Source organism: Mycobacterium sp. URHB0044 (assembly GCF_000620625.1).
GTDB lineage: Bacteria > Actinomycetota > Actinomycetes > Mycobacteriales > Mycobacteriaceae > Mycobacterium.
On record NZ_JIAW01000001.1, the window covers coordinates 251479 to 273722 of the forward strand.

A 22244-nucleotide genomic window follows, 5' to 3' on the forward strand; every position below is an offset into this window, starting at 1 on the left:
CTCACCTCGTTGCACTCGGCTCGAGAGGGGGAGCCGGAATCTCAATGGCAGGGACGCTGGACCCTCCGTCCACGTTCATGATCGTGCCGGTGACCCAGGCCGACGCGGGCGAGGCCAGATACAGGGCAGCGCAGGCGATGTCCTCGGGCCTGCCAGCGCGGCCCATGGGGGTGCGGGCCAGGAGGTCACGGTGCATCTGCTCATCTTGCATGACGGTCGCGAGGGCACGCGTGTCGACGGCGCCGGTACCGATGGCGTTGATGCGCACTCTTGGCGCGAACTCCGCGGCAAGGTTCTTGGTCATGTGCGTCAGGGCGGCCTTCCCGACTCCGTGGGCGACGAACGAGGTCAGTGCCATGTCGCCCGCGCGCGAGGAGATGTTGACGACGCTGCCACTTCCCGTGGTGTCCACCATCGCCTGCGCTGCGATCTTCGTCAGGAGGAAAGGCGCGATGGCATTGAAGTGGACCGCGGAATGGAAGAAGCGTTCCGAGGTCATCATCGCCGGTCGCGGTGCCGTACCTCCGGCGTTGTTGATCAGGATGTCGAGCCGGCCGAACACGCGCAAGGTCTCGGCCACCAGGTGTTCGAGGTGATCGGACTCCATCACGTCGGTCGGGACCGGCAAGGCCCTTCTGCCAGTCTCCTCGATGCGCGCGGCGACGTCGTCGAGGTCTGACGTCGTGCGCGCTGCGATGACGACGTCGGCACCTGCCTCGGCCAGCCCGATTGCAATGCTGCGCCCGATGCCCTGGCCCGCCCCAGTGACTATGGCGACCTTGTCCGTGACCGCGAAGTTGTCGAGGATCATTCGCTTGCCACCTCTCGCCACGGTCACGGCTCCGCGTCCGGGACCAGTCTTCAGAAGATGAGACTCTCTGTCAATATCATTGTCACTGTTGTGTTGAGTGTTATTGTCAGCATCTCGAGTTGCTGTACACGAGCGGCTCACCCGTCACGTCTTCCGCTGTCCGGTTCAATGGCGAATCCAGGAGTGAAATGACCAGCGACATCCTGCCCAACGGTTTCGACTTGACCGACCCGGACATCAACCTGGTCGGCGTACCGCACGAGCAGTTCGCCGCACTGCGGAGCACGTCGCCGATCCACTGGGTGGAGCAGACCGAGCCGGCCCGCGCAGGAATGTCCGCCGAGGCCGGCGGTGGGTACTGGGCTGTGACCAAACACGCTGACGTTGCGGCGGTTTCGAAGAACAACCGAGTCTTCTCCAGCCGCGAAAATGGGGCGATCATCCGCAATCCGGAGAGCGTCACACTGGATACGGTGGAGATGACGCGCGTCGTGATCATCAACCAGGATGCGCCCGAGCACACCCAGACTCGGTCGATCATCAGCCGCGGATTCACGCCACGGGTCATCGGTGCGCTGCACGACATCCTCGAGGAACGCGCGCGCCGGATCGTCCGCGAAGCCGTCGTGACGGGCAGTGGCAACTTCGTCGACCAGATCGCGTCGCAGCTGCCTCTCGAGGTCATCGCCGACATGCTCGGAATTCCGGCCGAGGACCGGAAGCAGTTGTTCGAGTGGACGAATCAGATGACCGCCTCGACGGATCCGGGCTACGCGGGTGATCCCGCGGCCGCCACCGTCGAGGTCCTGATGTACTCGATGGGCCTGTCCGCCGATCGCAAGGAGAACCCGCGCGACGACATCGTCACCAAGCTCGTTCACGCCGACAAGGACGGTCGCGGGCTCACCGACGACGAGTTCGGCTTCTTCGTCATCGCCCTGGCCGTCGCAGGCAACGAGACCACCCGCAATGCCATCACCCACGGCATGAACGCGTTCTTCGACAACCCGGACCAGTGGGACCTGTGGAAGAACGAACGTCCTTCGACCACAATCGACGAACTGATCCGGTGGGCCACGCCGGTGACGTCGTTTCAGCGCACCGCGTTGGAGGACGTCGAGTTGGGCGGCGTGCAGATCCGGGCCGGCCAACGGGTCGGACTGTTCTACGCCAGCGCGAACCACGACGAGGACGTCTTCGACGACCCGTTCACCTTCGACATCACCCGTGATCCCAACCCGCACTTGGCCTTCGGGGGCCACGGCGCGCACTACTGCATCGGTGCCAGCCTGGCGCGGGCCGAGATTCGGGTGATCTTCGAGGCGATCGCCGATCTCGCGCCGGGCATCCAGCGCACCGGCGACCCCGCCCGACTGCGGCACGGCTGGCTCAACGGCGTCAAGGATCTACCCGTCGCGTACGGCTGAACCGGCCGCGAGGAAGGCCTCGATACTCGTCGGAGCCCGTCCGATCAGTTTCTCGGTGTCGCCCAGCGGAACCTGCATGAGACCGGCACGAATGGTCTCGCCGAAACCGGTCAGGAGGCTGGCGAGTTCCGCGGGCAGTCCGGCCGCGAGAAGTCCGTTCTCGTAGTCGACGTCGGGTACGGAGACCACGTCGACGGACCGGCCGTGGTGGCTGGCCAACGCCGCGGCGACGGCGGCGTCGTCGAGCAGGCGCTCGCCGGCGATCTCGTAGACCTTCTCGTCGTGACCGTCACCCAGCAGAACCGCGGCCGCCGCACCGGCGCAGTCGTCTCGCGCGATCGGTGCGTGACGGCCAGAACCGTTGTTGGTGACGAGTTTTCCGCTAGCGGCAGCCTGCGCCCACCCGCCGGAGATGGCTTCGAGGTAGAGCGAATTGCGCAGGATCGTCCACGATGGTCCGGCCGTGCGCAACGCCTTCTCGGTGGCGGCGTGATCGTCGGTCAGCGGGCGCAGCCGGGCAGGGAACGTCTTGTCGGCGTTGGCCGTGGAGGTGTAGGCGATGCGCCCGACACCGGCGGCCGCGGCCGCGGTGATCGCCGCTTGCTGCTGCGGGCCGCGACGCCCGACCGCATCGGTGGAAACGAGCAGCAGCACGTCGATCCCGCGGAACGACTCGATGAGCGAGTCCGGTTGGTCGAAGTCGGCCTGTCGCGCCGTCGCACCGAGTGCGGTGAGATCGGCCAGCGAGTCTGGGGTGCGGCTGAACAGCACGACCTTCTCCGGCGGATGCGTCTGCAGAACCAGCTGCGCGGTGCGTCGGCCCAATGCGCCCGAGGCGCCGGTTATCCCGATGATTGCCATTGGGCTCTTCTCCATTGCGTGGTTCGGTTACTGTTTGATACTGACCACATCGTGGGGAACCAGGAGCGAGCATGCAAGAAGGCACTTTGGCGTCCGTCAGGCACACCGCGGTAACCGCGCAGGTACCGCCCTTGAGCGAGTGGCTTGCCGTGATGCCACCCACAGTCCTCGGGGCCTGCCCGGTGCGCGACGTCTTGGATCGAATCGGCGACAAGTGGTCGGTGTTGGTCATCACGCTGCTGGGTGAGCGGCCGATGCGGTTCATGGAGTTGAAGCGCTCGATCGACTTCGTCTCACAGCGGATGCTGACCCGCACACTGCGGGCGCTGGAACGCGACGGCTTGATCAGTCGTACCGTCCAACCCGTCGTCCCACCTCGCGTCGACTACGAACTGACCGACCTCGGCCGAAGCCTGCAACGCACCCTGGCTCAAGTGGCCGATTGGGCCTTCGCGCACAGCGCCGACGTAGCCGCGGCCCGCGAGGAATACGACCGCGTAGCGACGTCTTCATCGCTCGACGTCTGAAACGTTAGACGGGGAGGTCGGCGCGTACGAAGCGGCCGCCTACGGTCGTCTTCCGTTGCGCCACAACGCAAGCGAATACGATGCCGATGACCAGCCACATCAGCGCCTGCGCCAAAAGCGAGTAGACCCTGAATTCGGCCAGCACCTCGGCTGGAAAGCCGTCGAGCACCAGGCCATCGCGCCCCGCCAGCGGTCCAGGAACTTCATGGACGTTCGGCAGGACTGCCATCGCGCCAAGCATCACCGCGAGGTAGCCGCCGACGGCCAGCAGACTGGCCGGCCAACGACCCCACCGGCGTGACCAGGCCAGCCCGGCTGCCAACGCCACGCTTGCCGTCACCACTGAGATCACCGTGATGGCCAGGAATGCCGAACTTCGTACTGCTGTGGTGTCGTGCAACCCGACACCGGGCGGGTTCGCCGGGTACTTCAGTGCCGGCATCAACGCGAGGGCGACAAACATCCCCGCGGCGACCAACAGGGCCAGACCGGTGGGATCGGCTCTGACCCCGCGCCGGGTCAGAACCGCACGCACGACGGTGAAGGTGACCGCGAACAAAACTCCCATGGCGATGCCGAACGCGATGACTGCGACCGCAGCGCCGAAGTTCTCCTGAACCGCCCTACTGAACAACTCGTGACCGTGGTCGTGGTCACCACCGAGAAGCTGCGCCTCGGCATGCTCGCGGTCGGCCTCGTACTCCACCGCGCGATCGGTCAGGGGCGCAATGAGCAAGCGGCTGAACGCGAAACCGACGATGCCGGCCACCGTGCCGGGCAGTACGTATCGCGTTGCTGCGGGCAGCTTGGTGCTCAATGGCATGGGAAGCCGAGAAGGTGGCGGCCGTCGTGGAGGAACTCGTGGATGTGGGTGTCGGAACCAAACACCGACACCGCGCCTTGGTCGAAGCCCACGAAGTAGTAGACGATCAGCGCGAGCATCGTCAGTGCCGCCAGCTTGGCCGGGGTGGCGAGGGAGGCTGCCACCGCCGGCAGGTTGACGCGGGGCAGATCGAGGGCGGGATTGATGTGGGTCATCTGGTATTCCTCTGCTTTCGGTAGTGGGGACCGGGCTAGTGGTCGTGGTCGTGCGCGACGGCGTGGTCGTTGGCGTCGATGAGCACGGGAGCGGTGAGTAGTTGGTGACGGTCGACGAGCGTTTCGAGCGCTGCGACCCAATGGTCGAAGTACTCCCATTCGCCGCGTTCGGATTCGGGCGTGCCCTCCCAGTCGCCGATCGTCGCGATGAGGCTCTGCTGAAACTCGCTCCACTCGTAGTGGCGGAACTCCGACAGTGCCAGCGCCAAACCGAATGCCCTGCGCTGCCATTCGTGTTCGAACTGTGGTGCCGCCTGGTCGGTGGTGCAGGTTTCGTGCAGCCTCATGACGTCGGCCCTGCCGGCGCGACGCCGATCATCGACTCGGTGGTCACCAGGTCCATCAGCATCTCGTCGGTGAAATCTTCGGTGCCGGAGGGCCGTTCAGGAATGACGAACCACCGCGAGTGACCGCTGGAGTCCCACACCTTGATCTCCGTATCGGCTGGTAGGTCGAGCCCGACTTCGGCGAGTACCTTGCGCGGTTCGCGGGCGGCGCGTGATCGAAAGACCGGATCCTTGTACCAGTACGGCGGCAATCCGAGCACGGGCCAGGGGAAGCATGAGCACAGTGTGCAGATCACCAGGTTGTGGACGCCGGGTGAATTGGCCACCGCCTGCAGGTGCTCGCCTTCGGCGCCCGCCATGCAGTCGGGCAGGTCGAGTTCCGCGATGGCCGCAGGAGTGTCGACGACGATCTTGGCGGCGAACTCGGGATCCGTCCAGGCCTTCACCACGATCTTCTTGCCGTTGAGCGGTGTCATCTCGGTCTCGAAGTAGGCGAGCACCTTGTCAACCGTCAGCGGTGTGATGACACCCTTCTCGATCAGCAGCGACTCCAGCGCGGCGACCTTCGCCGCGCTGGCCTCTTCACGGTCTGGTGGGTAGGCGAACTGTTCGGTCATGACTGCTCCTCGGTCGGTTCCAGATAGGCCTCGAAAAGTTCGGCGTACAGCGTCAGCGGGCCGTCCTCGGCGCGCGGGCCCCAGAGTTGTGCCGGCTCGAACTCGACGATGTAGATCGGCATCGGGTCGCCGATGCCGTCGCCGGTGTGGCAGAAGTAGGCATAGTCGCCTTCGAAGACCCGTTCCACCGTGCCGACGCGGCCGCGCAGGTAGCCGGGCAGCCGGCTGTGCGCGTCGGCGGGCACATCTGCGATCCGGACGTGCGAGCCGACCGCGAACTTCGGGTGTGCGACATCGCGGCGGGGGCTGTCGCCGGAACGCAGATACGAGATCACCTGGTCATCGATCGCAGCCTCGCCCGTACCGCCGGCCGTCGATGTGCCGTCGGCGATCCGGTCGGCGAGTTCCTCCTCGGTGACGTACCCCTTGTCGATGAAGAACTGGGTGATCCCACCCAGCCATTTCTCGTAGTACCGAAACTTGAAGTAGTCGAATGGATTCATCGCCTCAGCGCCGGTGCGCAGGCTCGCCCATGTCCATTCGTCCTTCAATGCCGTGGGCACGTCGTCGATGGGGTACTCCGGCAGTGCCGAACCGAGGTGGTTGGACAAACCCATCATGGCGACGTGGATGCCGAAGATGCGTTTCTCCCACTCCTCGACGAAGACTCGCTGTTCGAGCGTCAACGGTTCGGGCAGGCCCTCGAGACCCCCAAGGTAGTGCTGCAGTTTCATCAGGCCGGGCTTCCTTCCGGGGTCGTTGTCTCCGCGCTTGCTGCAGCGGATTTCGTGGTCATCGCAGTGGCCGCGTACTCGGAGAGCAATCCGAACGAGGCGCCGAGTACACAGGCCACCGCAGCGACCAGGCCGGGATGGGAGATGGTCGTGACCGTGATGTCGTTCGCGGTTCCCGCCACCGTCGACACCGTGGAGGCGAACCCGACGACGACGGCGGGTGTGGTCGACAGCAGCGACGCCCACGACGCCTGCACCATCACCGCACTGCCGACGCCTACGGCGATGGCGGTCACCAAGAGGCTGCCGCCCATCAGGTGAGCCGCATAGAGGCTGGCGGAGGCGATCGCCACGCCGACGAGATTGGACGCCACGGACCGCGACCAGCCGGCCACGCCGCCGCCGACGAAGAAGAACGATGCCCAGGCCAAGAACACCACCCAGATGGGCACGGTGATGATCGTTGCGGTCACGGCGACCGCCACCCCGCCAAGGACGCCGATACTCAGCGTCAGGGCTGATCGAGAATCCATTGAACCTTCCTTCCTGATCGAGAACTAGAGTTCGCCGGTAGCGCAACGGGTTTCGCTCGGTGCCGCGGCGGTTTCTACGGTGCAATCAGATTCACGTCGCGAGGTTTCACCCGCGTTACGCGGCCATTTCCTCAACCATCAGGACCGGACAGGAATCAGACAGTTCCGGACTTCGGTAGCCGCTTGGTTCGCGGGTCCGTTGACGGAGATGGCGCGAATCCAATTCTGTGGCAACAACTGTGACACCCGCTAGCTGGCTTGCGATGACGGCGAAGAGGGTGCGGGTCGCGATGGCCATGATCGGACGCCGGACGAGGCGGCAAGCGGGATCACGAGCCGGGTGCAACCATGGGTCGCATGCCGGGCCGTACGCGTAGCGTCCTCGACCGGGTGCCACGAAAGGTGGTGGAGACGTGTCAGACCACTCCACGCAAGACAAACGACGACTGCATCGGCCGGACAAGCGCACGGTGCGCCGGACCGCCGGTGCCAATCGTTCGAATGCGCCCAGGACCGTCGTCTTCGCGCTGTACGACAAGGTGACGTTGCAGGACGTCGCCGCGCCGCTCGAGATATTCGCCCGAGCGAACGACTTCGGGGCGCATTACGAGGTGCTCTTGGCTTCACCAACCGGTGAGGCGGTCGCGACGACGGCGTTCGTGGCCCTCAACGTCGACGTGTCACTCGCCGAGGTACCCGATCGGATCGACACCCTGGTCGTGCCCGGTGGCGTGCCCGCCGACTTCAACTTCACCCCGGGCGAACACGACATTCCCGAAGAACAGACGCCCGATGCCGTCGAACCGGCATTGACGATGGTGCGGGAGCTGGCGCCGCGGGCGCGCAGAGTCGCGTCGGTCTGCACGGGAGCCTTCGTGCTCGCGGCCCTCGGACTTCTGGACGGCCGTCGTGCGACCACGCATTGGGCGCATTGCCAGGAACTTGCTCGCACCTATCCGAAGGTCGTGGTCGAGGCCGACTCACTGTTCGTTCAAGACGGCCGGTTCATCACCGGTGCCGGGATCAGCGCCGGGGTCGACCTGGCGCTTGCGCTCGTGGAAAGTGATTACGGACCGGACATGGCTCGACGCGTGGCGCGGTGGATGGTCGTCTTCCTCCAACGCCCTGGCGGGCAGGCGCAGTTCAGTGTGTGGACCGAATCAGCACTGCCGGTCACGAAGGGGCTTCGCGAGATCCTGGACTCCGTCGTGTGCGATCCGGGGGCGGATCACTCGATCGCGGCCATGGCGGGTCGTGCGGCGGTGAGCGAGCGGCATCTGGTGCGCATGTTCCGGGTGCAGGTCGGAATGACGCCGGCCCGGTTCGTCGAACAAGCACGACTGGAGGCCGCGAAAGTGCTTCTCGCGGCGGGAGATCAGAGTCAGGAAGCCGTCGCGCGACGGGCCGGGTTTGGTTCGGCGGACACGATGCGACGCACCTTCCGCCGCAATCTCGCCGTCTCGCCAAGTATGTATCGCAGCCGATTTCGCACGACCGGAATCAACCGCGTCAAGCCTTGAGAGTCGGAGCGGGGCCGGCGTCGAGGACCCTGCTGTCACGGGTGGCGACGGTGAAGCCGCGGCGTAGGGCCTGCGCGACGATAACGCGGTCGGGGATCCTTGTGGTTCCAGGGCAGCTGTCCGGCGAGAATCGCATCGGGCGATTCGATCCGCATCTCCGTGGTGTTCATGCCGCCAAGGATGTCGCTCCATGCGGACAGCAATGCGGCGCCGTCGAGGCGTCCAAGCCGCGTGTTGATGGCGATTTCCCAGGCCCCTCGTCGTGGGGTCCGCCAACCCAAGTTCGCCTTCAGGTTTGAAACCGGCCGCTGGGGCTAACCCTATGAACCGGCGTCGGTCACAGGAGGTCGGCTCATGGTCACTGGAGACAGTGGGGTCACGGGCACGGAGCAACTTGAGCCGGGATCGCAGCGCGTACAGGTACGGCGTGCAGCGCTGGCGAGCTCGATCGGCACGACGATCGAGTGGTACGACTTCTTCCTCTACAACACGGCCGCCGCGCTGGTCTTTCCACACCTGTTCTTCCCAGCCTCCAGCACGTACGCAGGCGCGATGCAGTCATTCGCGACTTACTTCGTGGGCTTCGCGGCACGACCGATCGGCGCGGCCATCTTCGGGCACTGGGGCGACCGGATCGGCCGCAAGACCACGCTGATCATCACGCTGCTGGTCATGGGCGTCTCGTCCGCAGTCATCGGCATCCTGCCCGGGACCGCAACCATCGGCGTCGCCGCGCCGCTGCTGCTCGTAACGTTGCGTGTGCTGCAGGGGATTGCGGTCGGCGGCGAGTGGAGCGGCTCGGTGCTGCTCACGATGGAATGGGGCGACCAGAAGAGGCGCGGTCTGCTCGGCAGTTTCGCCCAGGTCGGCGTGCCCGTGGGGTTGGTGCTGGGCACCGGCGGCATGACGCTGCTGTCCGCGACGATGTCGGACGAAACCTTCGACTCCTGGGGTTGGCGGGTGCCCTTCCTGGCCAGCCTGATACTCGTCGCCATCGGCCTGGTGATCCGGCTGAAGATTCTCGAGACTCCGATGTTCAGCAGGGTGCTGGAGCAAGGCAAGACGGCGAGCGCCCCGGTCGCAGACGTGATCCGCCGTCACTGGCGGGAAATCCTGCTCTCGGCCGGACTGCGCTTCGTCGAACAGATGCCGTTCTATCTGTTCACTACGTTCGTGTTGACCTTCGTCGTGCAACGCCACCACTACAGCAAGACATTCGTGCTGACCGCGGTTCTGGTCGGCGCAATCGTCGAGCTCGCGACGATCCCGTTCTTCTCCCATCTCTCGGATTCAGTGGGCAGAAAACGGGTCTACCTCGCGGGCGCTGTCATCGCCGGTCTGTTCGCGTTTCCGTACTTCGCGGTGCTGACGCATGGCGGGCAGGTACCCATCTTCATCGCGGTCGTGTTGTCGATGATCGTGCACTCGATGATGTACGGCCCGCAGGCCGCTTTGATCGGCGAGAGCTTCCCGACGCATTTGCGGTATGGCGGCGCCGGTCTCGGCTACCAATTGGCGTCGGTCTTCGCGGGCGGACCGGCTCCCCTCATAGCGACGTGGCTGCTGCACGAGACAGGGACGTCGTATGCGATCTCGGGCTACATCGTATTGGCCGCGGTCATCACCGTGTTGTGTTGCCTTGCGCTGCCTGACCGTTCGCGTGTCAACATCGATGACGCAGCGATCTACGATCGCGCCTGAACAAGCCGCTTGCACTCGAGAAGGTCACCGGTGGCGTCGGCCGACGCCACGACTGTGCACCTGACGAGATTTGAGCCCCGATTCTCTCGTCAGATGCACACTCGCGCAACGAAAGACCCTCCAGCACCGGTGCCGCGCCTGAACGAGCCGTTGGTTGCGTGGCTAGGTATGTGGGGTTGCTGCGGCCCTATCGAGGACCACGCGCTGCTCGGGACAGTAGTAGTCGATGGCCGCACCGAGAAACTGCCAGGACTGCTCGGTCGTGCTGCCCGTCTGCAACTGCGCGGAGATGAACTTCGCCGACTGAAAGGCGTCGTGGTCGACGTTGGTGTACAGCCGCTTACAGGCGATCTTGGCGATCCAGGCGTTGTAGTCCTTCTGCCCGTAGATGCCGTAGACGTGCAGTTGATTGGTGAAGTCGGTGTCCGGGTCGGCGTGCGCGATACCAGACGCACCCAAAACCATTGCCGCACTGGCGATCATCGCCGCCGCAAGACGTCTCATCAGACTGCTGCTTCCTCTGGTCGGGACTGGATCGGCTTGGGCCACGGGGCCGGCACCGGGCGAGGCCGGACGTGCCTTGGCCACCAGAACCACTTGCCCAGCAGCGCGGCGATCGACGGCGTCATCAACGACCGGACGACGAGCGTGTCGAAGAGCAAGCCCAGGCCGATGGTCGTACCGACTTGTCCGATGACGATCAAACTGCTGACCGACATGGACATCATGGTGAAGGCGAACACCAATCCTGCTGAGGTGACCACGGATCCGGTACCGACCATGGCCCGGATGATGCCGGTGTGGAGTCCCGCGTAGATCTCCTCCTTCATGCGTGACACCAGCAGCAGGTTGTAGTCGGCGCCGACGGCCAGAAGGATGATGACGGACATCGGCAGCACCATCCAGTGCAACGGGATCCCCACGATGTGCTGCCACAGCATTACGGACAGCCCGAAGGATGCGGCCAGGGACAACACGACGGTGCCGACGATGACTGCGGCAGCCACGACGGCCCGGGTGAGAACCACCATGATGATGAAGATCAAGATGAGCGCGGCCACTGCGGCGATGAGCAGGTCGTAGTTGGCGCCCTGTTGCATGTCCTTGTACATGGCGGCGCTACCACCGAGATAGATCGAGGAGCCCTCGAGCGGTGTGCCCTTGATCGCGTCTTCCGCCGCCGTCTTGAGCGGCTCGATGCGAGACGTACCTTCCTGCGTCAACGGATCACCTTGGTGAATGATGGTGAACCGCACCGCATGTCCGTCAGGCGACAGGAACAGCTTGATGCCCCGCTTGAAGTCGGCGTTCTCGAAGGCTTCCGGCGGCAGGTAGAACGAATCGTCGTTCTTGGCGTCGTCGAAGGCCTCGCCCATCGCGGTGGCGTTGTCCTGCGAGGCCATCGTCAGATCCTGCTGCGCCTTCTGCGACTGATACTGGTTCAGCATCATCTGCTTCTGATCCTTCATCGACTGGATCATCGTCGGCATGATGGCGACCATCTGCGGCATCAGGTCGGCCAGGCGTTGCATGTCGGGCACCAGGTCCTGGATGTCGTCCGACATGGTGCTGATGCCGTCGAGGGTGTCGAACACCGACCGCATCGACCAGCACACCGGAATGTCGAAACAGTGCGGTTCCCAGTAGAAGTAATTGCGCAACGGCCGGAAGAAGTCGTCGAAGTTCGCGATGTTGTCCCGTACTTCGGCGACGTCGATCGACGTCTTCTTCATCTTGTCGACCATGGCTTGGGTGACGTTGGCCATCTGCTGCGTGATGCCCTGCATGATCGTCATCGAGTCGATGGTCACCTGCATGGCGTCGGCCTGTTTGAGTGTGTTCGCCATCGTCATCTGCAAGTAGTCGTTGTTCATGATCTGGCCAGTGCTGTTCTGGCTGATCGAGTACGGAATCGTCGAGTGCTCGATCGGCTTGCCCTCGGGCCGGGTGATCGTCTGGACCTGAGCGATGCCGTGCACGCGCACGAGAGCCTTGGCGATCTTGTCGATGACGAGGAAGTCCGCCGGATTGCGCAGGTCGTGATCGGTCTCGATCATCATCAGATCCGGATTCATCTTCGCCGGGGAGAAGTGCCGGTCCGCGGCCGCGTAGCCAACGTTCGCCGGCACGTCGCCGGGTAGATAGATGCGGTCGTTGTAGGTGGTGTGGTAGCCGGGAAGTGTCAGCAGGCCCACCAGGGACACGGCGATGGCGCCAACCAGGATCAAGCCCGGCCAGCGGACCGTCGCGGTACCGACCCGGCGCCAACCCCTGGCTTGCTTCATGCGTCGGGGTTCCAGCACGCGCCTGAACCGACTGAACACCGAAATGACCGCGGGGCCAAGGGTTAGGGCGGCCGCGACGACGAGCACCATGCCGATCGACAGCGGAATGCCCATGGACTGGAAGTAGGGCAGCCGGGTGAAGTGCAGGCAGAGGGTCGCGCCGGCGATGGTCAGCCCCGACGCGAGCACGACGTGCGCCGTTCCGTGGAACATGGTGTAGTAGGCCGATTCTCGGTCCTCACCAAGCCTTCGGGCCTCCTGATATCGACCGATCAGGAAGATCGCGTAGTCGGTGGCCGCGGCAATGGCCAAGGTAACCAACAGGTTCGTGGCGAACGTGGTCAGACCGAAGACGTCGTGGTAGCCGAGGAACGCCACCAGGCCGCGAGCGCCGGAGAGCTCCAGCACCACCATCACGATCACGATGAGCGTCGTGATGATCGACCGGTAGACGAGCAGCAGCATGATGATGATGACGCCGAAGGTCACCAGTTCGATCAGCTGCATGCTCTTGTCGCCGACCTCGTTCTGGTCGGTGGACGTCGCTGCCGGGCCCGCCACGTACGCCTTCACGCCTGCTGGAGCGGGAGTGTCGGCGGCGATGTGGCGCACCGCGTCCACCGACTCGTTGGCGATCGTCTCTCCTTGATCGCCCGCGATGTAGACCTGGACGTAGGCAGCCTTGCCGTCGACGCTTTGGGCGCCGGCAGCGGTGAACGAGTCGCCCCAGAAGTCCTGGACGTGCTGAACGTGTGTGGTGTCGGCCCGCAGCTTCTGAACGATCTGGTCGTAGAAGTGATGTGCGTCGGCGCCCAATGGCTCGTCGCCTTCGAGCACGATCATGACCGAGCTACTGGTCTTGTACTCCTTGAACACTTCGCCGACGCGTTTGGTCGCGATCATCGACGGTGCATCGTTGGGACTCATCGACACCGCGCGCAGCTTGCCGACTTCTTCGAGCTGCGGCACGACGGTGTTGAGGATGGCGATGATCGCGATCCACACCAGGATGATCGGCACCGCGAACGTCCGGATGAAGCGTGGGATCCGCGGGCGCGCGCTATGGCGGGCCGTCGGCATGGCGTCAGTGGGGGTGTCGTCCACGGGTGCGCTCATGCCGATTTCACCAAGCAGAAGGTTTCGGCATTCACGCCCGTACGGGTCCTTTCGTCCTTGATCTCCTGATCGACGGAGATCCGGCAGCTGATGGTGTCGCCGTCCCCTTGCGCCAAAATGTTGGGCGACGCGGACGGCGACGTGGTCGTCAACGTCAAGCTCCACGGCAACGCCGTGCTTGCGACGCGCTGCGGCTTGCCCTCAAGGTCCAGGTAGTTGATGACGGCCGTACCGCCCGAGCCGGACACCTCGTACGTCACGACCTTGGGGTTGAAGTCGGCCGCGCTGTCCGAACCGATGGGTGTCACCACGACCGGGTTCGACCCGAAGACGGACCGCAGCTGGGCGACGGCCACGCCGCCTACCGCAACCGCCACCACGATCAGTATGGGCAGCCACACGCGGCCAATCACTTTGGTCACTTGGTCGGAGCCCTTTCGGCGTTGGAGGCGACCCTTGGGCGTCGGCGCCGGGAAAGGTCTCTAGGGAACCTAACCAATAAAGTGGATAGGGTCAATCCATATAATTGACGTGTGACGGCCACTACACTCGCCCACATGCGTGACTGTGAGACGGTCCGTCGCCCACTGCGGAGCGACGCCGAACGTAATCGACAACGGGTGATCGAGGCTGCCCGCGACCTGTTCGCCGCCCGCGGTCTGGAAGCAACGCTCAATGACGTCGCGCATCATGCCGGCCTCGGTGTGGGAACGGTGTATCGACGGTTCCCCACGAAGGAGGAACTGTTCGAGGCCATCTTCGAAGACGCGATCAATCAAATCGCCGACATGGCGGAATCAGCACTCTGCGAGCCAGATTCATGGAACGGTTTCGAACAGTTCGTCACGCGACTGTGTGAGATGACGGCGACCGACCGCGGAATGCGGGAAGTTGCCTTCTGCAAGACATGTGGTGGCAATCGGGTGGACGCCGCGCGAGATCGACTCGTCCCAGCCCTGTCCAAACTCGTCGAACGAGCGCAGCAGGACGGCTATCTACGACCGGAGATATCGGCCACCGACATGCCGATTCTGGGGTTGCTCGCAGGGACCGTCAGCGAGTACGCCGGTCACGTCGATGCCGAACTCTGGCGTCGGTACGTTGCGCTGCTCCTCGAGGGCATGCGGTGCCGAGACGATCGGCGACCGATAGAGGCCGAGGCGCTCGACGACGAACAGCTCGAAACGGCAATGCGAACCTGGCGGCCTGCCGACCCGAACTGACGCGGAGCGTCGGGAGTTGTCGCTCAGGACAAGTCGCGGAACGCCAGCGCGAAACCCGCGACGGCGATCACTGCGGACACGGCATACCCGACGATCGACCACCACCCGATGTGTAGGTAGGCGGTGACCGCGACGATGGTCATGGCGAGGAACACCATCACCATGCCGTATAGCGGCGGCCTGGCGGCGTATCGGTTGCGACTCATCGAAGCACCTCTCTGCGAACGGTTTCCGTGACGGCGTGGTCGCCAACACCGGCGAAGTCGGGGGCGACTTCGACAGAGAGGTTGGCCAGGCGTTCCGGAGTCAGGATATGCCGCAACTGCACCTCGGAGAGGTAACCACGCTCGATTGCAATGTCGGCGACGTTGCGGTCGGTCGCCAGCGCCTCCCTGGCGATCTCGGAAGACTTGGCATACCCCAGGAATGGGTTGAGCGCGGTGGCGAGACCGATGGATGCGTCGACGTGGCCTGCCATGACCTCGACGTTCGGGGTGATGCCGTTGACGCAGCGGGTGGCCAGCACACCGCTGGCCGCGGTGAGCTGCGCGACGCTGTCGAACAGGGAACGCGCAATGATCGGTTCGAAGGCGTTGAGCTGCAGCTGTCCCGCTTCTGCGGCCATGGTGATCGTCAGGTCGTTGCCGATCACGGCGTAGCACACCTGGGTGACCACCTCGGGGATGACCGGATTGACCTTTCCCGGCATGATGCTCGAACCCGCTTGCATCGCAGGAAGATTGATCTCGTTCAGACCGGCGCGCGGCCCAGATGACAGCAGCCGCAAGTCATTGCAGATCTTCGACAGCTTGATCGCGATCCGTTTGAGCACGCCGGACACGTGCACGAAAGCGCCGGTGTCCTGCGTCGCCTCGATGAGGTTGACCGACGTCGTCAAGGGGCGGCCGGTGATCAGGCGAAGGTGCTGGCATACCGCGTCGACGTAGCCGGCCGGGGCGTTGAGCCTGGTGCCGATGGCCGTGGCGCCCATGTTGATCTCGTGCAGCAGTGCCGTCGATTCGGCGAGGCGCAGGCGGTCTTCGCCGAGAGTGACTGCGTAGCCGAGCATTTCCTGACCGAGCGTCATCGGCACGGCGTCCTGAAGCTGCGTGCGGCCGATCTTCACGATCCGCTCGAATTCCACCGCCTTTTCCTCGAACGCCGCCACCAGTCCGCCCAGGGCGGCGTCGAGCCCGTCGCACGCGGTGATGGTGGCCAGCCGCAGCGCGGTCGGATACACGTCGTTGGTGGACTGACCCATGTTGACGTGATCGGCGGGGTGTAGGTACTGATACTCGCCGGGATCGTGGCCCATGATCTGGAGGGCCCGGTTGCAGATGACCTCGTTGGCGTTCATGTTGGTCGACGTGCCCGCGCCGCCCTGGATGACGTCGACGACGAACTGGTCGGCGAGACCTCCGGCGCAGATCTCCTCGCACGCCGCCTCGATCGCCTGAGCCTGCGCGGCGGTGAGCAAGCCGAGGTCCGCGTTCGTTCGCGCGGCGGCTTGCTTCACCACCGCGAGGGCGCCGATCAGGTCCGAATACCGTCCGATCGTGGTACCGGTGATCGGGAAGTTCTCGACCGCGCGGGCGGTGTGCACTCCCCAATACGCTTGCGCAGGTAGTTCTTTGGTCCCCAGCAGGTCGTGCTCGATGCGGGTGTTCACGTAGTTCGTCATCCTGGCATGTTGTCGGGGTCGATGGGCCTGTTGGCGACGACGGGGAACTCGCCGGTGTAACCCATGCGCTCGTGCGCTAGCGCCAGCACGCGGCCACGCACCAGGTACCAACCGCCGATCAACATCGGGATGACGATCACCAGCGTTCCGACCGTCCAGGTGCCGACCGGTGCGTCGAACGCCATCAGTACGAGCACGGCGACCAGGAACGCCAGCGTGAGGTAGCTGCTGTAGGGCGTGAAGGGCATCCGGAACTTCGGTCGCTGCATGAGCCCCGCCTTGCTCATCTTGACGAGCCGCAGTTGGCACAGGACGATCGTCCCCCACGAGGCGATGATGCCCAGCGCCGCCATGTTCAGCACGATCTCGAAGGCCTCACCCGGCTGAAATGCGTTGAGCGCGACGCCGAACAGGCAGATCAAGCACGTCAGCAGAATTCCGCCGTACGGCACACCGTTCTTCGACATCCGGGCGGTGAACTTCGGTGCGCTGCCGTTCATCGCCATCGATCGAAGGATCCGCCCCGTCGAATACAGCCCGGCATTCAAGCTGGAGAACGCGGCGGTGAGGACCACGATGTTCATGATGTCGCCTGCGCCGTTGAAGCCGATCTTGGAGAAGAACGTGACGAACGGGCTCTCGCCTGCGTGGTAGGCGGTGTAGGGCAGCAGCAGCGCCAGCAGGGCGACGGACCCGATGTAGAAGATCGCGATCCGGGCGACCACCGAGTTGATCGCCCGGGGCATGATCTTCTCCGGCTCGGCGGTCTCACCCGCCGCGGTGCCGACCAGTTCGACAGCGGCATAGGCGAATACCACTCCCGACGTCACGATCAGCAGTGGCAGCGCGCCGGTCGGGAACAACCCGCCGTGCTGGTTCCAGATGCTCAATCCCGTGCTCTGGCCCTCGATCTTGTAACGACCGGCCAGGAAGATCGTCCCGGCGACCAGGAACGTCATCAGGGCAACGACCTTGATCAGTGCCGCCCAGAACTCCATCTCGCCGAACCACTTCACCGAGATCATGTTGACCGACAACACCAATACCAACGCGATCAGCGCGAGTGTCCACTGCGGGACGACGTTGAACGCCTTCCAGAAGTGGAAGTAGGTGGCGATCGCGGTGGTGTCGACGATCGAGGTCATGGCCCAGTTCAGGAAGTACAGCCAGCCGACCGCGAAAGCTGCCTTCTCGCCGAAGAATTCGCGGGCATACGACACGAATGAGCCCGACGACGGACGGTGCAGCACCAGCTCGCCCAGTGCCCGCAGGATGAGGAACACGAAGATGCCGCAGACCCCGTAGACGAGGAACAAGCCGGGCCCGGCGGACGCGAGCCGGCCGCCTGCGCCGAGGAACAGGCCGGTCCCGATGGCGCCGCCGATCGCGATCATCTGCAGCTGCCGCGGTTTGAGGCCCTTGTGATAGCCCTCGTCTTCGCGAGTGAGACGGTCGCTGGCGGCCGTGGGTGGGGTCGGATCGGAAGTACTGGGCAGCGTGGCCATCGAGTTCCCGTCGTCGTCTGAAGAAGTTGGTAGAAGCGGACTGGCTGCCTGGCTGTCAGACAGCTATACCGGAGAGTGTGTCACTCGTCACTCAATGAGTCAAGACTTGATCGCGGTCACACGCAAGGGGGACCGGTCAGGACCTGGTGGACTGCCCCGAAAGCTTCGTGACGGCGTCTTCGACCTTGTCGAGGTGCTGGCGCATGCAGTCGCTGGCATCGGCGAAGTCGCCCGACGCGATGGCGTCGAGAATCTTGCCGTGTTCGACGTTGGACGATGCGCGGCGCTGGGAGATGCTGGCGTTGAGCATGCGGGACTGCTCGGTGAGCGCGTCCCGGATGGCGGCGACGACGGTTGCGAAGACCTCGTTCCCGGAGGCCTGGGCGATGCCGAGGTGAAACTGGCTGTCGAGTTGAACCCACCGCGCGGGATCGGTTTCGGCCTGCATTTCGTCGTTGATGCGGGTGAGGTTGGCCAGCTGAGCGTCGGTGCGCCTACGTGCCGCCCACCCGGCGGCGGGCACCTCGATGTACGGCCGGGCCTCGACGAGGTCACGGGCCGAGAACTTGCCGTACCGCGGCGACGACGGGTGCGACGAAACGACGACGGTGCCCGAGCCGGTCTTGGTCGCCGTCAGTCCCAGGGTCTGGCAGGAGCGCAGGGCCTCCCGGATCACCGAGCGGCTCACCCCGTAGCGCTCGGCGAGTGCGGCCTCGGGCGGAAGTTTGAACCCGACCGGCAGGTCGCCGTTTTCGATGGCCGTGCACAGATCCTCGAATACCGACTCGGCGGCGTTGCGCCGCTGGATCAAGCCGGGACGATCTGTCCACCTATCAGGCAGGTTCACAGCCACAACAGTGCCCGTGGCGTTCACAGACTGTCAACAGGGCTCCGCCTCTAGGGCAGGCTGCAGACCGAACGCTGATCACCGATGCCGACGACATCGGCGTATGCGCTGAGCATCCGTCGATGATCGGCACCGCCGGCGAGCAAGGCGATCAACATGATTCGCGCTTGCTCGGCGCGTAGCCACGACGAAACGACCGCACCGGCCGCGGCCAGATCGTGACCGCCACCATGGCCGCCGTAGATCGGCTCGACGACACCGTGGGGTACGCGACTGGTGACCACGACGGCGATGCCCTCGTGCATGCATTGCCGGACTGCCGCCAGGACGTTCGGGTTGGCATTGCCGGATCCCATGGCGTCCAGAACGATTCCACGTGCACCGGCGGCGATGCTCGCGTCGATGTGGAGGCGGTCGGCGCCGGGATACAGCGCGATCGTGTCGACGCGGATCTGGGCGACGTCCGGATGCCAGCGCAGGATTGCCCGGGAGGTCTCCGGGGTCGGTAGATAGTGCTCGAAGCCGTCGAGCCGAGTGGTGTGTGCCTTCCGCGTTCCCCGTGCCGGAAGTACCCGATTGCCGAAGACGATGAGCACGCCGCGGTCGCGGGCGTCGGTCCGGCGCGCGGTCGCGATGGCGGCCTGCACGTTGTGCGGGCCGTCGGGGTCGGGATGGTCGACGGGACGCTGGGCGCCGGTGACGACGATGGGGCGGGGATCCGAATGAAACAGGTCGAGGAACATAGCGGTTTCCTCGAGCGTGTCCGTGCCGTGCAGCACGACGACGCCCTCGACTCGAGGATCGTCGAACGCTTCGGTGACTGCGTCGCGGATGGTGACCATCCGCGGCAGGGACATCGCCGAGGAATCGACGGCCATGACGTCGCGGATCACTGCGTCGGAATCGACGATGGAATGCAACGCGTGATGCCCGGGGTTGATCGGGGCAATGCGGTCACCGAGGCCACGGGCGCTGGCGATCGTGCCACCGGTGGTCAGCACGACGACGGACACGGGGACCTCCTCGAAAGTGCCGGCCCGGTCGGCGGCATTGACCAAGCTCCACTCCGTGTATAGCACAGGCTGCCTAGCTGTCAGACAGATTTGTATCGACGGAAGGAAACGACCCATGCGAGTCCTGCTGGTCGGCGGAGCCGGAACCATTGGACGACGACTCGCGCCGGCACTGGCTGGCGAGCACGACATCATCGTCGCCGGGAGGAATTCGGGCGACGTTCGGGTCGACATCACCTCCGCTGATTCGATCCGTTCGATGTTCGAACAAACGCCCGACATCGACGCGGTGGTCGGGATCGCCGCGTCGGGGCCGCTCGACGTATTCGACACGCTCACCGAAGAGCAGTTGCTCGCCAACATGCGCGGCAAGTTCTTCGGCCAGGCGAACGTGGTGTTGATCGGCCAGCACTACGTCAACGTTGGTGGATCGTTCACGCTGACGTCGGGCGTCTTCGCCGACCAGGCGGCGAAGGGCGTCACCTCCGGTGGCGTGGTCAGCGGTGCGCTGCACAGCTTCGTCCTGTCCGCGGCGATGGAACTGCAGGGCCGCTACCGCGTCAACGCGGTGAGCCCGACGATGGTCGAGGATTCCGCCGATGAGTTCGGTCACCTATTTCCGGGGTTGCGGGCGGTGCCCATGACCGTGCTCGTCGACCACTACGTCGGATGCGTCGAAGGAACGGGAACGGGTCAGATCATCCGCGCCTATGGGTAACCCTCTTCAACTCGAAATCACCTGTCGTTCAGAGGCTTCTCAGCATCGATGCCTACGGTTTGAAGGCATGGATCATCGTGATGTCTCGGCGCTGGCGGACGAGCTGGCGCAATGCACCTGCCCCCATCTGCCGTGGAGCGATCAGAGGGTGATCGCCCTCGAGTTGGGCGCCGGCGAATGCGACATGGCTATCGACGACATGGTTCGAGGTGCTTTCCACGGGGCCTGTGTGGTGCCCGGCCACATCATCGCGCGGCTGCACGAATGGCTCGAGGTCTACGACGCCACCGCGTGCACGGACCCGGTTCAGCTGCGCGGCTACGTGAACCGGCTGCGCTGCGCATAGTTCGCCAAAGCGGAAGCTTCAGGCGCTCACGTGCTTGTTGGTCAGTGAGCTCGGCGCGTCGACGTTGGCTCCTTCGTCGACGCCGATACCGAGGCGTTCCACCAGCTCGCCGCCCATCCAGGCGGTACCGACAGCCAGTACCACCGCGGCGAAACTGCAGACCAGCGCCCAGGCGTTCGGCTCCCACCCGAAGTTGTTGGCGCGCAGCAGCCAGCTGATCGCGAACAGCACGACCACGACGATGTTGCCGAGCCCGTGCACCAGACCGATGCGCTTGGCCCGGGAATTGGGCGGGATCTTGAACCAGTCGATCCAGCCGAACGGGGCGGCGATCAGGCCGCCGATGATGCCTGCCGCGATCGCGTACGCGGCAGCCATGGCGAACCCGGGCTTGTCGGTGATCAGGTAGATGACGTCGAAGACCACCGCGGTGGCCAGCAAACCGAGCGGGAACGGAATCAGCATCGGGTGAATGGCGTGGCCCAGCGCCTTCGCACGACTTTCCATGTTTCCTCCTTGAGTAGTCGCACCCTTTGAGGAAATACCCCCGCGCGTCTGTGGCAAACGGTCCTACGAGCCGAAGAGTTCGGCGCGTTTCGCCCTCGTCAGCCGTCCGACGACGAGGTCGTAGGAGTGGTCGATCATCTCGCGGCACTCGTCGTCGTCGATCGACCCGTCCAGGTCGACGGTGTTCCAGTGGCGCTTGTTCAGGTGGTATCCGGGGCGAACGGCTTGGTGCCGGTCACGCAGATGGAGCGCGAGGTCCGGGTCGCACTTGAGGCTGACACTGGGCGGGTCGGCTGCGAGTGGAATGAGCGCGAATATCTTGCCGCCGACCTTGAAGACGGCGAGGCCGTCGCCGAACGGATAGTCCTCGACGGCTGCGGGGAGGCCTCCGCAGTGGTCGAGCACGTCGTCACGCGTCATGAAGACGAGGTGGTCACGCCGGGTTGGAGTAGGTGCGGGTGGGTGTGATGAGGACGGCGGCCCTGCGCTCCTCGCGCATCACCCGGTCGTAGGTGTCCCAGTCGTCGTGGGTTCCGCCTGCGGCAGTGAAGATCTCGCGGAGCAACAGGCGCAGTCGCTCGTCGGCGACCTCGGGGTGGGGGTCGTCGAGCCCGATCAACTGCGCTGTTCCTTCGACGGCGGCCCACTGCCAACCCGCCCGGGCGACGATCGTGGCCCGCGGGTCGGCGCGCAGGTTGTCCAGCTTGCGAGAGCGTCCGGCAGCGACGAGTCCTACCACCTGCTCACCCGTTAGGGGATGAGGCAGCACGCCGGCGTTGAGCACCGACGCCTGCACGCTGCCGTCGCCGCGCAACGTGGTGAATACGCACAGCCCCTGGTCGGCGGCGGCGACCTCGCTGAAGGCGGATAGGTCGGTCATGTGCTTT

26 protein-coding genes are annotated in these 22244 nt (G+C 64.7%); 7 read left to right on the forward strand and 19 right to left on the reverse strand.

Annotation, left to right across the window (positions count from 1 at the left end; all coding sequences use genetic code 11):
• Nucleotide 1: 1 nt before the first annotated feature.
• A complete protein-coding gene (locus N536_RS0101165; RefSeq protein ID WP_029111930.1) occupies nucleotides 2-811 on the reverse strand; it encodes a glucose 1-dehydrogenase in 810 nt (269 codons plus the stop codon).
• A gap of 188 nt (nucleotides 812-999) precedes the next feature.
• Here N536_RS0101165 and N536_RS0101170 point away from each other — a divergent pair, with 188 nt between their 5' ends.
• Complete coding sequence (locus N536_RS0101170; protein ID WP_029111931.1) at nucleotides 1000-2238, forward strand: cytochrome P450; 1239 nt, start codon at nucleotides 1000-1002, stop codon at nucleotides 2236-2238.
• On the opposite strand, the gene N536_RS0101175 is transcribed toward N536_RS0101170, so the two are convergent.
• On the reverse strand, nucleotides 2218-3099 hold the full coding sequence (locus N536_RS0101175) for an NAD(P)H-binding protein (protein ID WP_036434938.1): 882 nt from the start codon (nucleotides 3097-3099) through the stop codon (nucleotides 2218-2220). The two genes, N536_RS0101170 and N536_RS0101175, sit on opposite strands and share 21 nt — an antisense overlap.
• A gap of 152 nt (nucleotides 3100-3251) precedes the next feature.
• Between N536_RS0101175 and N536_RS0101180 the strand changes: the two genes are divergently transcribed.
• On the forward strand, nucleotides 3252-3626 hold the full coding sequence (locus N536_RS0101180) for a helix-turn-helix domain-containing protein (protein ID WP_036435181.1): 375 nt from the start codon (nucleotides 3252-3254) through the stop codon (nucleotides 3624-3626).
• A gap of 4 nt (nucleotides 3627-3630) precedes the next feature.
• On the opposite strand, the gene N536_RS0101185 is transcribed toward N536_RS0101180, so the two are convergent.
• From N536_RS0101185 to N536_RS0101210, 6 genes are read right to left on the reverse strand one after another with little or no spacing between them, the layout of a single operon-like run.
• A complete protein-coding gene (locus tag N536_RS0101185) occupies nucleotides 3631-4449 on the reverse strand; it encodes a CbtA family protein (RefSeq protein WP_051574137.1) in 819 nt (272 codons plus the stop codon).
• Nucleotides 4440-4664, reverse strand: coding sequence for a CbtB domain-containing protein (locus tag N536_RS0101190; protein ID WP_029111935.1), 225 nt, complete (start codon nucleotides 4662-4664; stop codon nucleotides 4440-4442). Before N536_RS0101190 ends, N536_RS0101185 begins: the two co-directional genes overlap by 10 nt.
• 35 nt (nucleotides 4665-4699) lie before the next feature.
• On the reverse strand, nucleotides 4700-5011 hold the full coding sequence (locus N536_RS0101195) for a nitrile hydratase accessory protein (RefSeq protein WP_029111936.1): 312 nt from the start codon (nucleotides 5009-5011) through the stop codon (nucleotides 4700-4702).
• The gene (gene nthA, locus N536_RS0101200; RefSeq protein WP_029111937.1) at nucleotides 5008-5628 is read right to left on the reverse strand and encodes a nitrile hydratase subunit alpha; all 621 of its coding nucleotides are present in this window, start codon (nucleotides 5626-5628) and stop codon (nucleotides 5008-5010) included. Before nthA ends, N536_RS0101195 begins: the two co-directional genes overlap by 4 nt.
• Complete coding sequence (gene nthB, locus N536_RS0101205; RefSeq protein WP_029111938.1) at nucleotides 5625-6362, reverse strand: nitrile hydratase subunit beta; 738 nt, start codon at nucleotides 6360-6362, stop codon at nucleotides 5625-5627. The genes nthA and nthB overlap by 4 nt, the downstream gene beginning before the upstream one ends.
• Entirely contained in the window at nucleotides 6362-6895 is a 534-nt protein-coding gene (locus N536_RS0101210) for a DUF1097 domain-containing protein (RefSeq protein WP_029111939.1), read from the reverse strand. Before N536_RS0101210 ends, nthB begins: the two co-directional genes overlap by 1 nt.
• A 470-nt stretch (nucleotides 6896-7365) precedes the next feature.
• Between N536_RS0101210 and N536_RS0101215 the strand changes: the two genes are divergently transcribed.
• Entirely contained in the window at nucleotides 7366-8415 is a 1050-nt protein-coding gene (locus tag N536_RS0101215; RefSeq protein WP_029111940.1) for a GlxA family transcriptional regulator, read from the forward strand.
• A gap of 354 nt (nucleotides 8416-8769) precedes the next feature.
• A complete protein-coding gene (locus N536_RS0101220; RefSeq protein ID WP_029111941.1) occupies nucleotides 8770-10116 on the forward strand; it encodes an MFS transporter in 1347 nt (448 codons plus the stop codon).
• A gap of 162 nt (nucleotides 10117-10278) precedes the next feature.
• Here the strand turns inward: N536_RS0101220 and N536_RS0101225 are convergent, their stop codons facing one another.
• Genes N536_RS0101225 through N536_RS0101235 form a run of 3 tightly spaced genes read right to left on the reverse strand, consistent with a single transcriptional unit; the run spans nucleotide 10279 to nucleotide 13939 of the window.
• Nucleotides 10279-10620 (reverse strand): DUF732 domain-containing protein, encoded by a 342-nt coding sequence (locus tag N536_RS0101225; RefSeq protein ID WP_029111942.1) that lies wholly within the window; start codon nucleotides 10618-10620, stop codon nucleotides 10279-10281.
• A complete protein-coding gene (locus tag N536_RS0101230) occupies nucleotides 10620-13517 on the reverse strand; it encodes an RND family transporter (RefSeq protein WP_029111943.1) in 2898 nt (965 codons plus the stop codon). Before N536_RS0101230 ends, N536_RS0101225 begins: the two co-directional genes overlap by 1 nt.
• The gene (locus N536_RS0101235) at nucleotides 13514-13939 is read right to left on the reverse strand and encodes an MmpS family transport accessory protein (RefSeq protein WP_029111944.1); all 426 of its coding nucleotides are present in this window, start codon (nucleotides 13937-13939) and stop codon (nucleotides 13514-13516) included. Before N536_RS0101235 ends, N536_RS0101230 begins: the two co-directional genes overlap by 4 nt.
• Before the next feature lie 135 nt (nucleotides 13940-14074).
• Here N536_RS0101235 and N536_RS0101240 point away from each other — a divergent pair, with 135 nt between their 5' ends.
• On the forward strand, nucleotides 14075-14740 hold the full coding sequence (locus tag N536_RS0101240) for a TetR/AcrR family transcriptional regulator (protein WP_029111945.1): 666 nt from the start codon (nucleotides 14075-14077) through the stop codon (nucleotides 14738-14740).
• Between the two features lie 23 nt (nucleotides 14741-14763).
• On the opposite strand, the gene N536_RS0101245 is transcribed toward N536_RS0101240, so the two are convergent.
• The 5 genes from N536_RS0101245 to N536_RS37050 all read right to left on the reverse strand — a co-directional run bounded on the left by N536_RS0101245 (nucleotide 14764) and on the right by N536_RS37050 (nucleotide 19786).
• The gene (locus N536_RS0101245; protein WP_029111946.1) at nucleotides 14764-14946 is read right to left on the reverse strand and encodes a hypothetical protein; all 183 of its coding nucleotides are present in this window, start codon (nucleotides 14944-14946) and stop codon (nucleotides 14764-14766) included.
• Nucleotides 14943-16421: an aspartate ammonia-lyase gene (locus tag N536_RS37045; RefSeq protein ID WP_081808991.1), complete on the reverse strand. Its 1479-nt coding sequence runs from the start codon at nucleotides 16419-16421 to the stop codon at nucleotides 14943-14945. Before N536_RS37045 ends, N536_RS0101245 begins: the two co-directional genes overlap by 4 nt.
• The gene (locus N536_RS0101255; protein WP_036434940.1) at nucleotides 16418-17926 is read right to left on the reverse strand and encodes an amino acid permease; all 1509 of its coding nucleotides are present in this window, start codon (nucleotides 17924-17926) and stop codon (nucleotides 16418-16420) included. The genes N536_RS37045 and N536_RS0101255 overlap by 4 nt, the downstream gene beginning before the upstream one ends.
• Nucleotides 17927-18062: 136 nt before the next feature.
• Nucleotides 18063-18737 (reverse strand): FadR/GntR family transcriptional regulator, encoded by a 675-nt coding sequence (locus N536_RS0101260; protein WP_231514376.1) that lies wholly within the window; start codon nucleotides 18735-18737, stop codon nucleotides 18063-18065.
• A gap of 86 nt (nucleotides 18738-18823) precedes the next feature.
• Entirely contained in the window at nucleotides 18824-19786 is a 963-nt protein-coding gene (locus N536_RS37050) for an asparaginase (protein ID WP_231514377.1), read from the reverse strand.
• 115 nt (nucleotides 19787-19901) lie between these two features.
• Here N536_RS37050 and N536_RS0101270 point away from each other — a divergent pair, with 115 nt between their 5' ends.
• Complete coding sequence (locus N536_RS0101270; protein WP_029111949.1) at nucleotides 19902-20504, forward strand: short chain dehydrogenase; 603 nt, start codon at nucleotides 19902-19904, stop codon at nucleotides 20502-20504.
• Between the two features lie 67 nt (nucleotides 20505-20571).
• On the forward strand, nucleotides 20572-20850 hold the full coding sequence (locus N536_RS0101275) for a hypothetical protein (RefSeq protein ID WP_029111950.1): 279 nt from the start codon (nucleotides 20572-20574) through the stop codon (nucleotides 20848-20850).
• Nucleotides 20851-20868: 18 nt separating this feature from the next.
• Here N536_RS0101275 and N536_RS0101280 read toward each other — a convergent pair whose 3' ends face one another.
• The 3 genes from N536_RS0101280 to N536_RS0101290 form a co-directional block, all read right to left on the reverse strand.
• The gene (locus tag N536_RS0101280) at nucleotides 20869-21357 is read right to left on the reverse strand and encodes a DUF2231 domain-containing protein (RefSeq protein WP_029111951.1); all 489 of its coding nucleotides are present in this window, start codon (nucleotides 21355-21357) and stop codon (nucleotides 20869-20871) included.
• A gap of 63 nt (nucleotides 21358-21420) precedes the next feature.
• Complete coding sequence (locus tag N536_RS0101285) at nucleotides 21421-21777, reverse strand: MmcQ/YjbR family DNA-binding protein (protein ID WP_029111952.1); 357 nt, start codon at nucleotides 21775-21777, stop codon at nucleotides 21421-21423.
• Nucleotides 21778-21790: 13 nt separating this feature from the next.
• Entirely contained in the window at nucleotides 21791-22237 is a 447-nt protein-coding gene (locus tag N536_RS0101290; RefSeq protein WP_029111953.1) for a TIGR03618 family F420-dependent PPOX class oxidoreductase, read from the reverse strand.
• Nucleotides 22238-22244: the final 7 nt, after the last annotated feature.

Excerpts from the sequence above, each read along its gene's own strand:
- N536_RS0101230 (WP_029111943.1), bottom strand. The coding sequence starts at position 13,517 with ATGAGCGCACCCGTGGACGACACCCCCACTGACGCCATGCCGACGGCC.
- N536_RS0101195 (WP_029111936.1), bottom strand. The coding sequence starts at position 5,011 with ATGAGGCTGCACGAAACCTGCACCACCGACCAGGCGGCACCACAGTTC.
- N536_RS0101175 (WP_036434938.1), bottom strand. The coding sequence starts at position 3,099 with ATGGCAATCATCGGGATAACCGGCGCCTCGGGCGCATTGGGCCGACGC.
- N536_RS0101255 (WP_036434940.1), bottom strand. The coding sequence starts at position 17,926 with ATGGCCACGCTGCCCAGTACTTCCGATCCGACCCCACCCACGGCCGCC.
- N536_RS0101270 (WP_029111949.1), top strand. The coding sequence starts at position 19,902 with ATGCGAGTCCTGCTGGTCGGCGGAGCCGGAACCATTGGACGACGACTC.
- N536_RS0101225 (WP_029111942.1), bottom strand. The coding sequence starts at position 10,620 with ATGAGACGTCTTGCGGCGGCGATGATCGCCAGTGCGGCAATGGTTTTG.
- N536_RS0101170 (WP_029111931.1), top strand. The coding sequence starts at position 1,000 with ATGACCAGCGACATCCTGCCCAACGGTTTCGACTTGACCGACCCGGAC.
- N536_RS0101180 (WP_036435181.1), top strand. The coding sequence starts at position 3,252 with ATGCCACCCACAGTCCTCGGGGCCTGCCCGGTGCGCGACGTCTTGGAT.
- N536_RS37045 (WP_081808991.1), bottom strand. The coding sequence starts at position 16,421 with ATGACGAACTACGTGAACACCCGCATCGAGCACGACCTGCTGGGGACC.
- N536_RS0101210 (WP_029111939.1), bottom strand. The coding sequence starts at position 6,895 with ATGGATTCTCGATCAGCCCTGACGCTGAGTATCGGCGTCCTTGGCGGG.
- N536_RS0101185 (WP_051574137.1), bottom strand. The coding sequence starts at position 4,449 with ATGCCATTGAGCACCAAGCTGCCCGCAGCAACGCGATACGTACTGCCC.
- N536_RS0101285 (WP_029111952.1), bottom strand. The coding sequence starts at position 21,777 with ATGACGCGTGACGACGTGCTCGACCACTGCGGAGGCCTCCCCGCAGCC.
- N536_RS0101190 (WP_029111935.1), bottom strand. The coding sequence starts at position 4,664 with ATGACCCACATCAATCCCGCCCTCGATCTGCCCCGCGTCAACCTGCCG.
- nthB (WP_029111938.1), bottom strand. The coding sequence starts at position 6,362 with ATGAAACTGCAGCACTACCTTGGGGGTCTCGAGGGCCTGCCCGAACCG.
- N536_RS0101280 (WP_029111951.1), bottom strand. The coding sequence starts at position 21,357 with ATGGAAAGTCGTGCGAAGGCGCTGGGCCACGCCATTCACCCGATGCTG.
- nthA (WP_029111937.1), bottom strand. The coding sequence starts at position 5,628 with ATGACCGAACAGTTCGCCTACCCACCAGACCGTGAAGAGGCCAGCGCG.
- N536_RS0101220 (WP_029111941.1), top strand. The coding sequence starts at position 8,770 with ATGGTCACTGGAGACAGTGGGGTCACGGGCACGGAGCAACTTGAGCCG.
- N536_RS0101245 (WP_029111946.1), bottom strand. The coding sequence starts at position 14,946 with ATGAGTCGCAACCGATACGCCGCCAGGCCGCCGCTATACGGCATGGTG.
- N536_RS0101165 (WP_029111930.1), bottom strand. The coding sequence starts at position 811 with ATGATCCTCGACAACTTCGCGGTCACGGACAAGGTCGCCATAGTCACT.
- N536_RS0101290 (WP_029111953.1), bottom strand. The coding sequence starts at position 22,237 with ATGACCGACCTATCCGCCTTCAGCGAGGTCGCCGCCGCCGACCAGGGG.
- N536_RS0101275 (WP_029111950.1), top strand. The coding sequence starts at position 20,572 with ATGGATCATCGTGATGTCTCGGCGCTGGCGGACGAGCTGGCGCAATGC.
- N536_RS0101240 (WP_029111945.1), top strand. The coding sequence starts at position 14,075 with ATGCGTGACTGTGAGACGGTCCGTCGCCCACTGCGGAGCGACGCCGAA.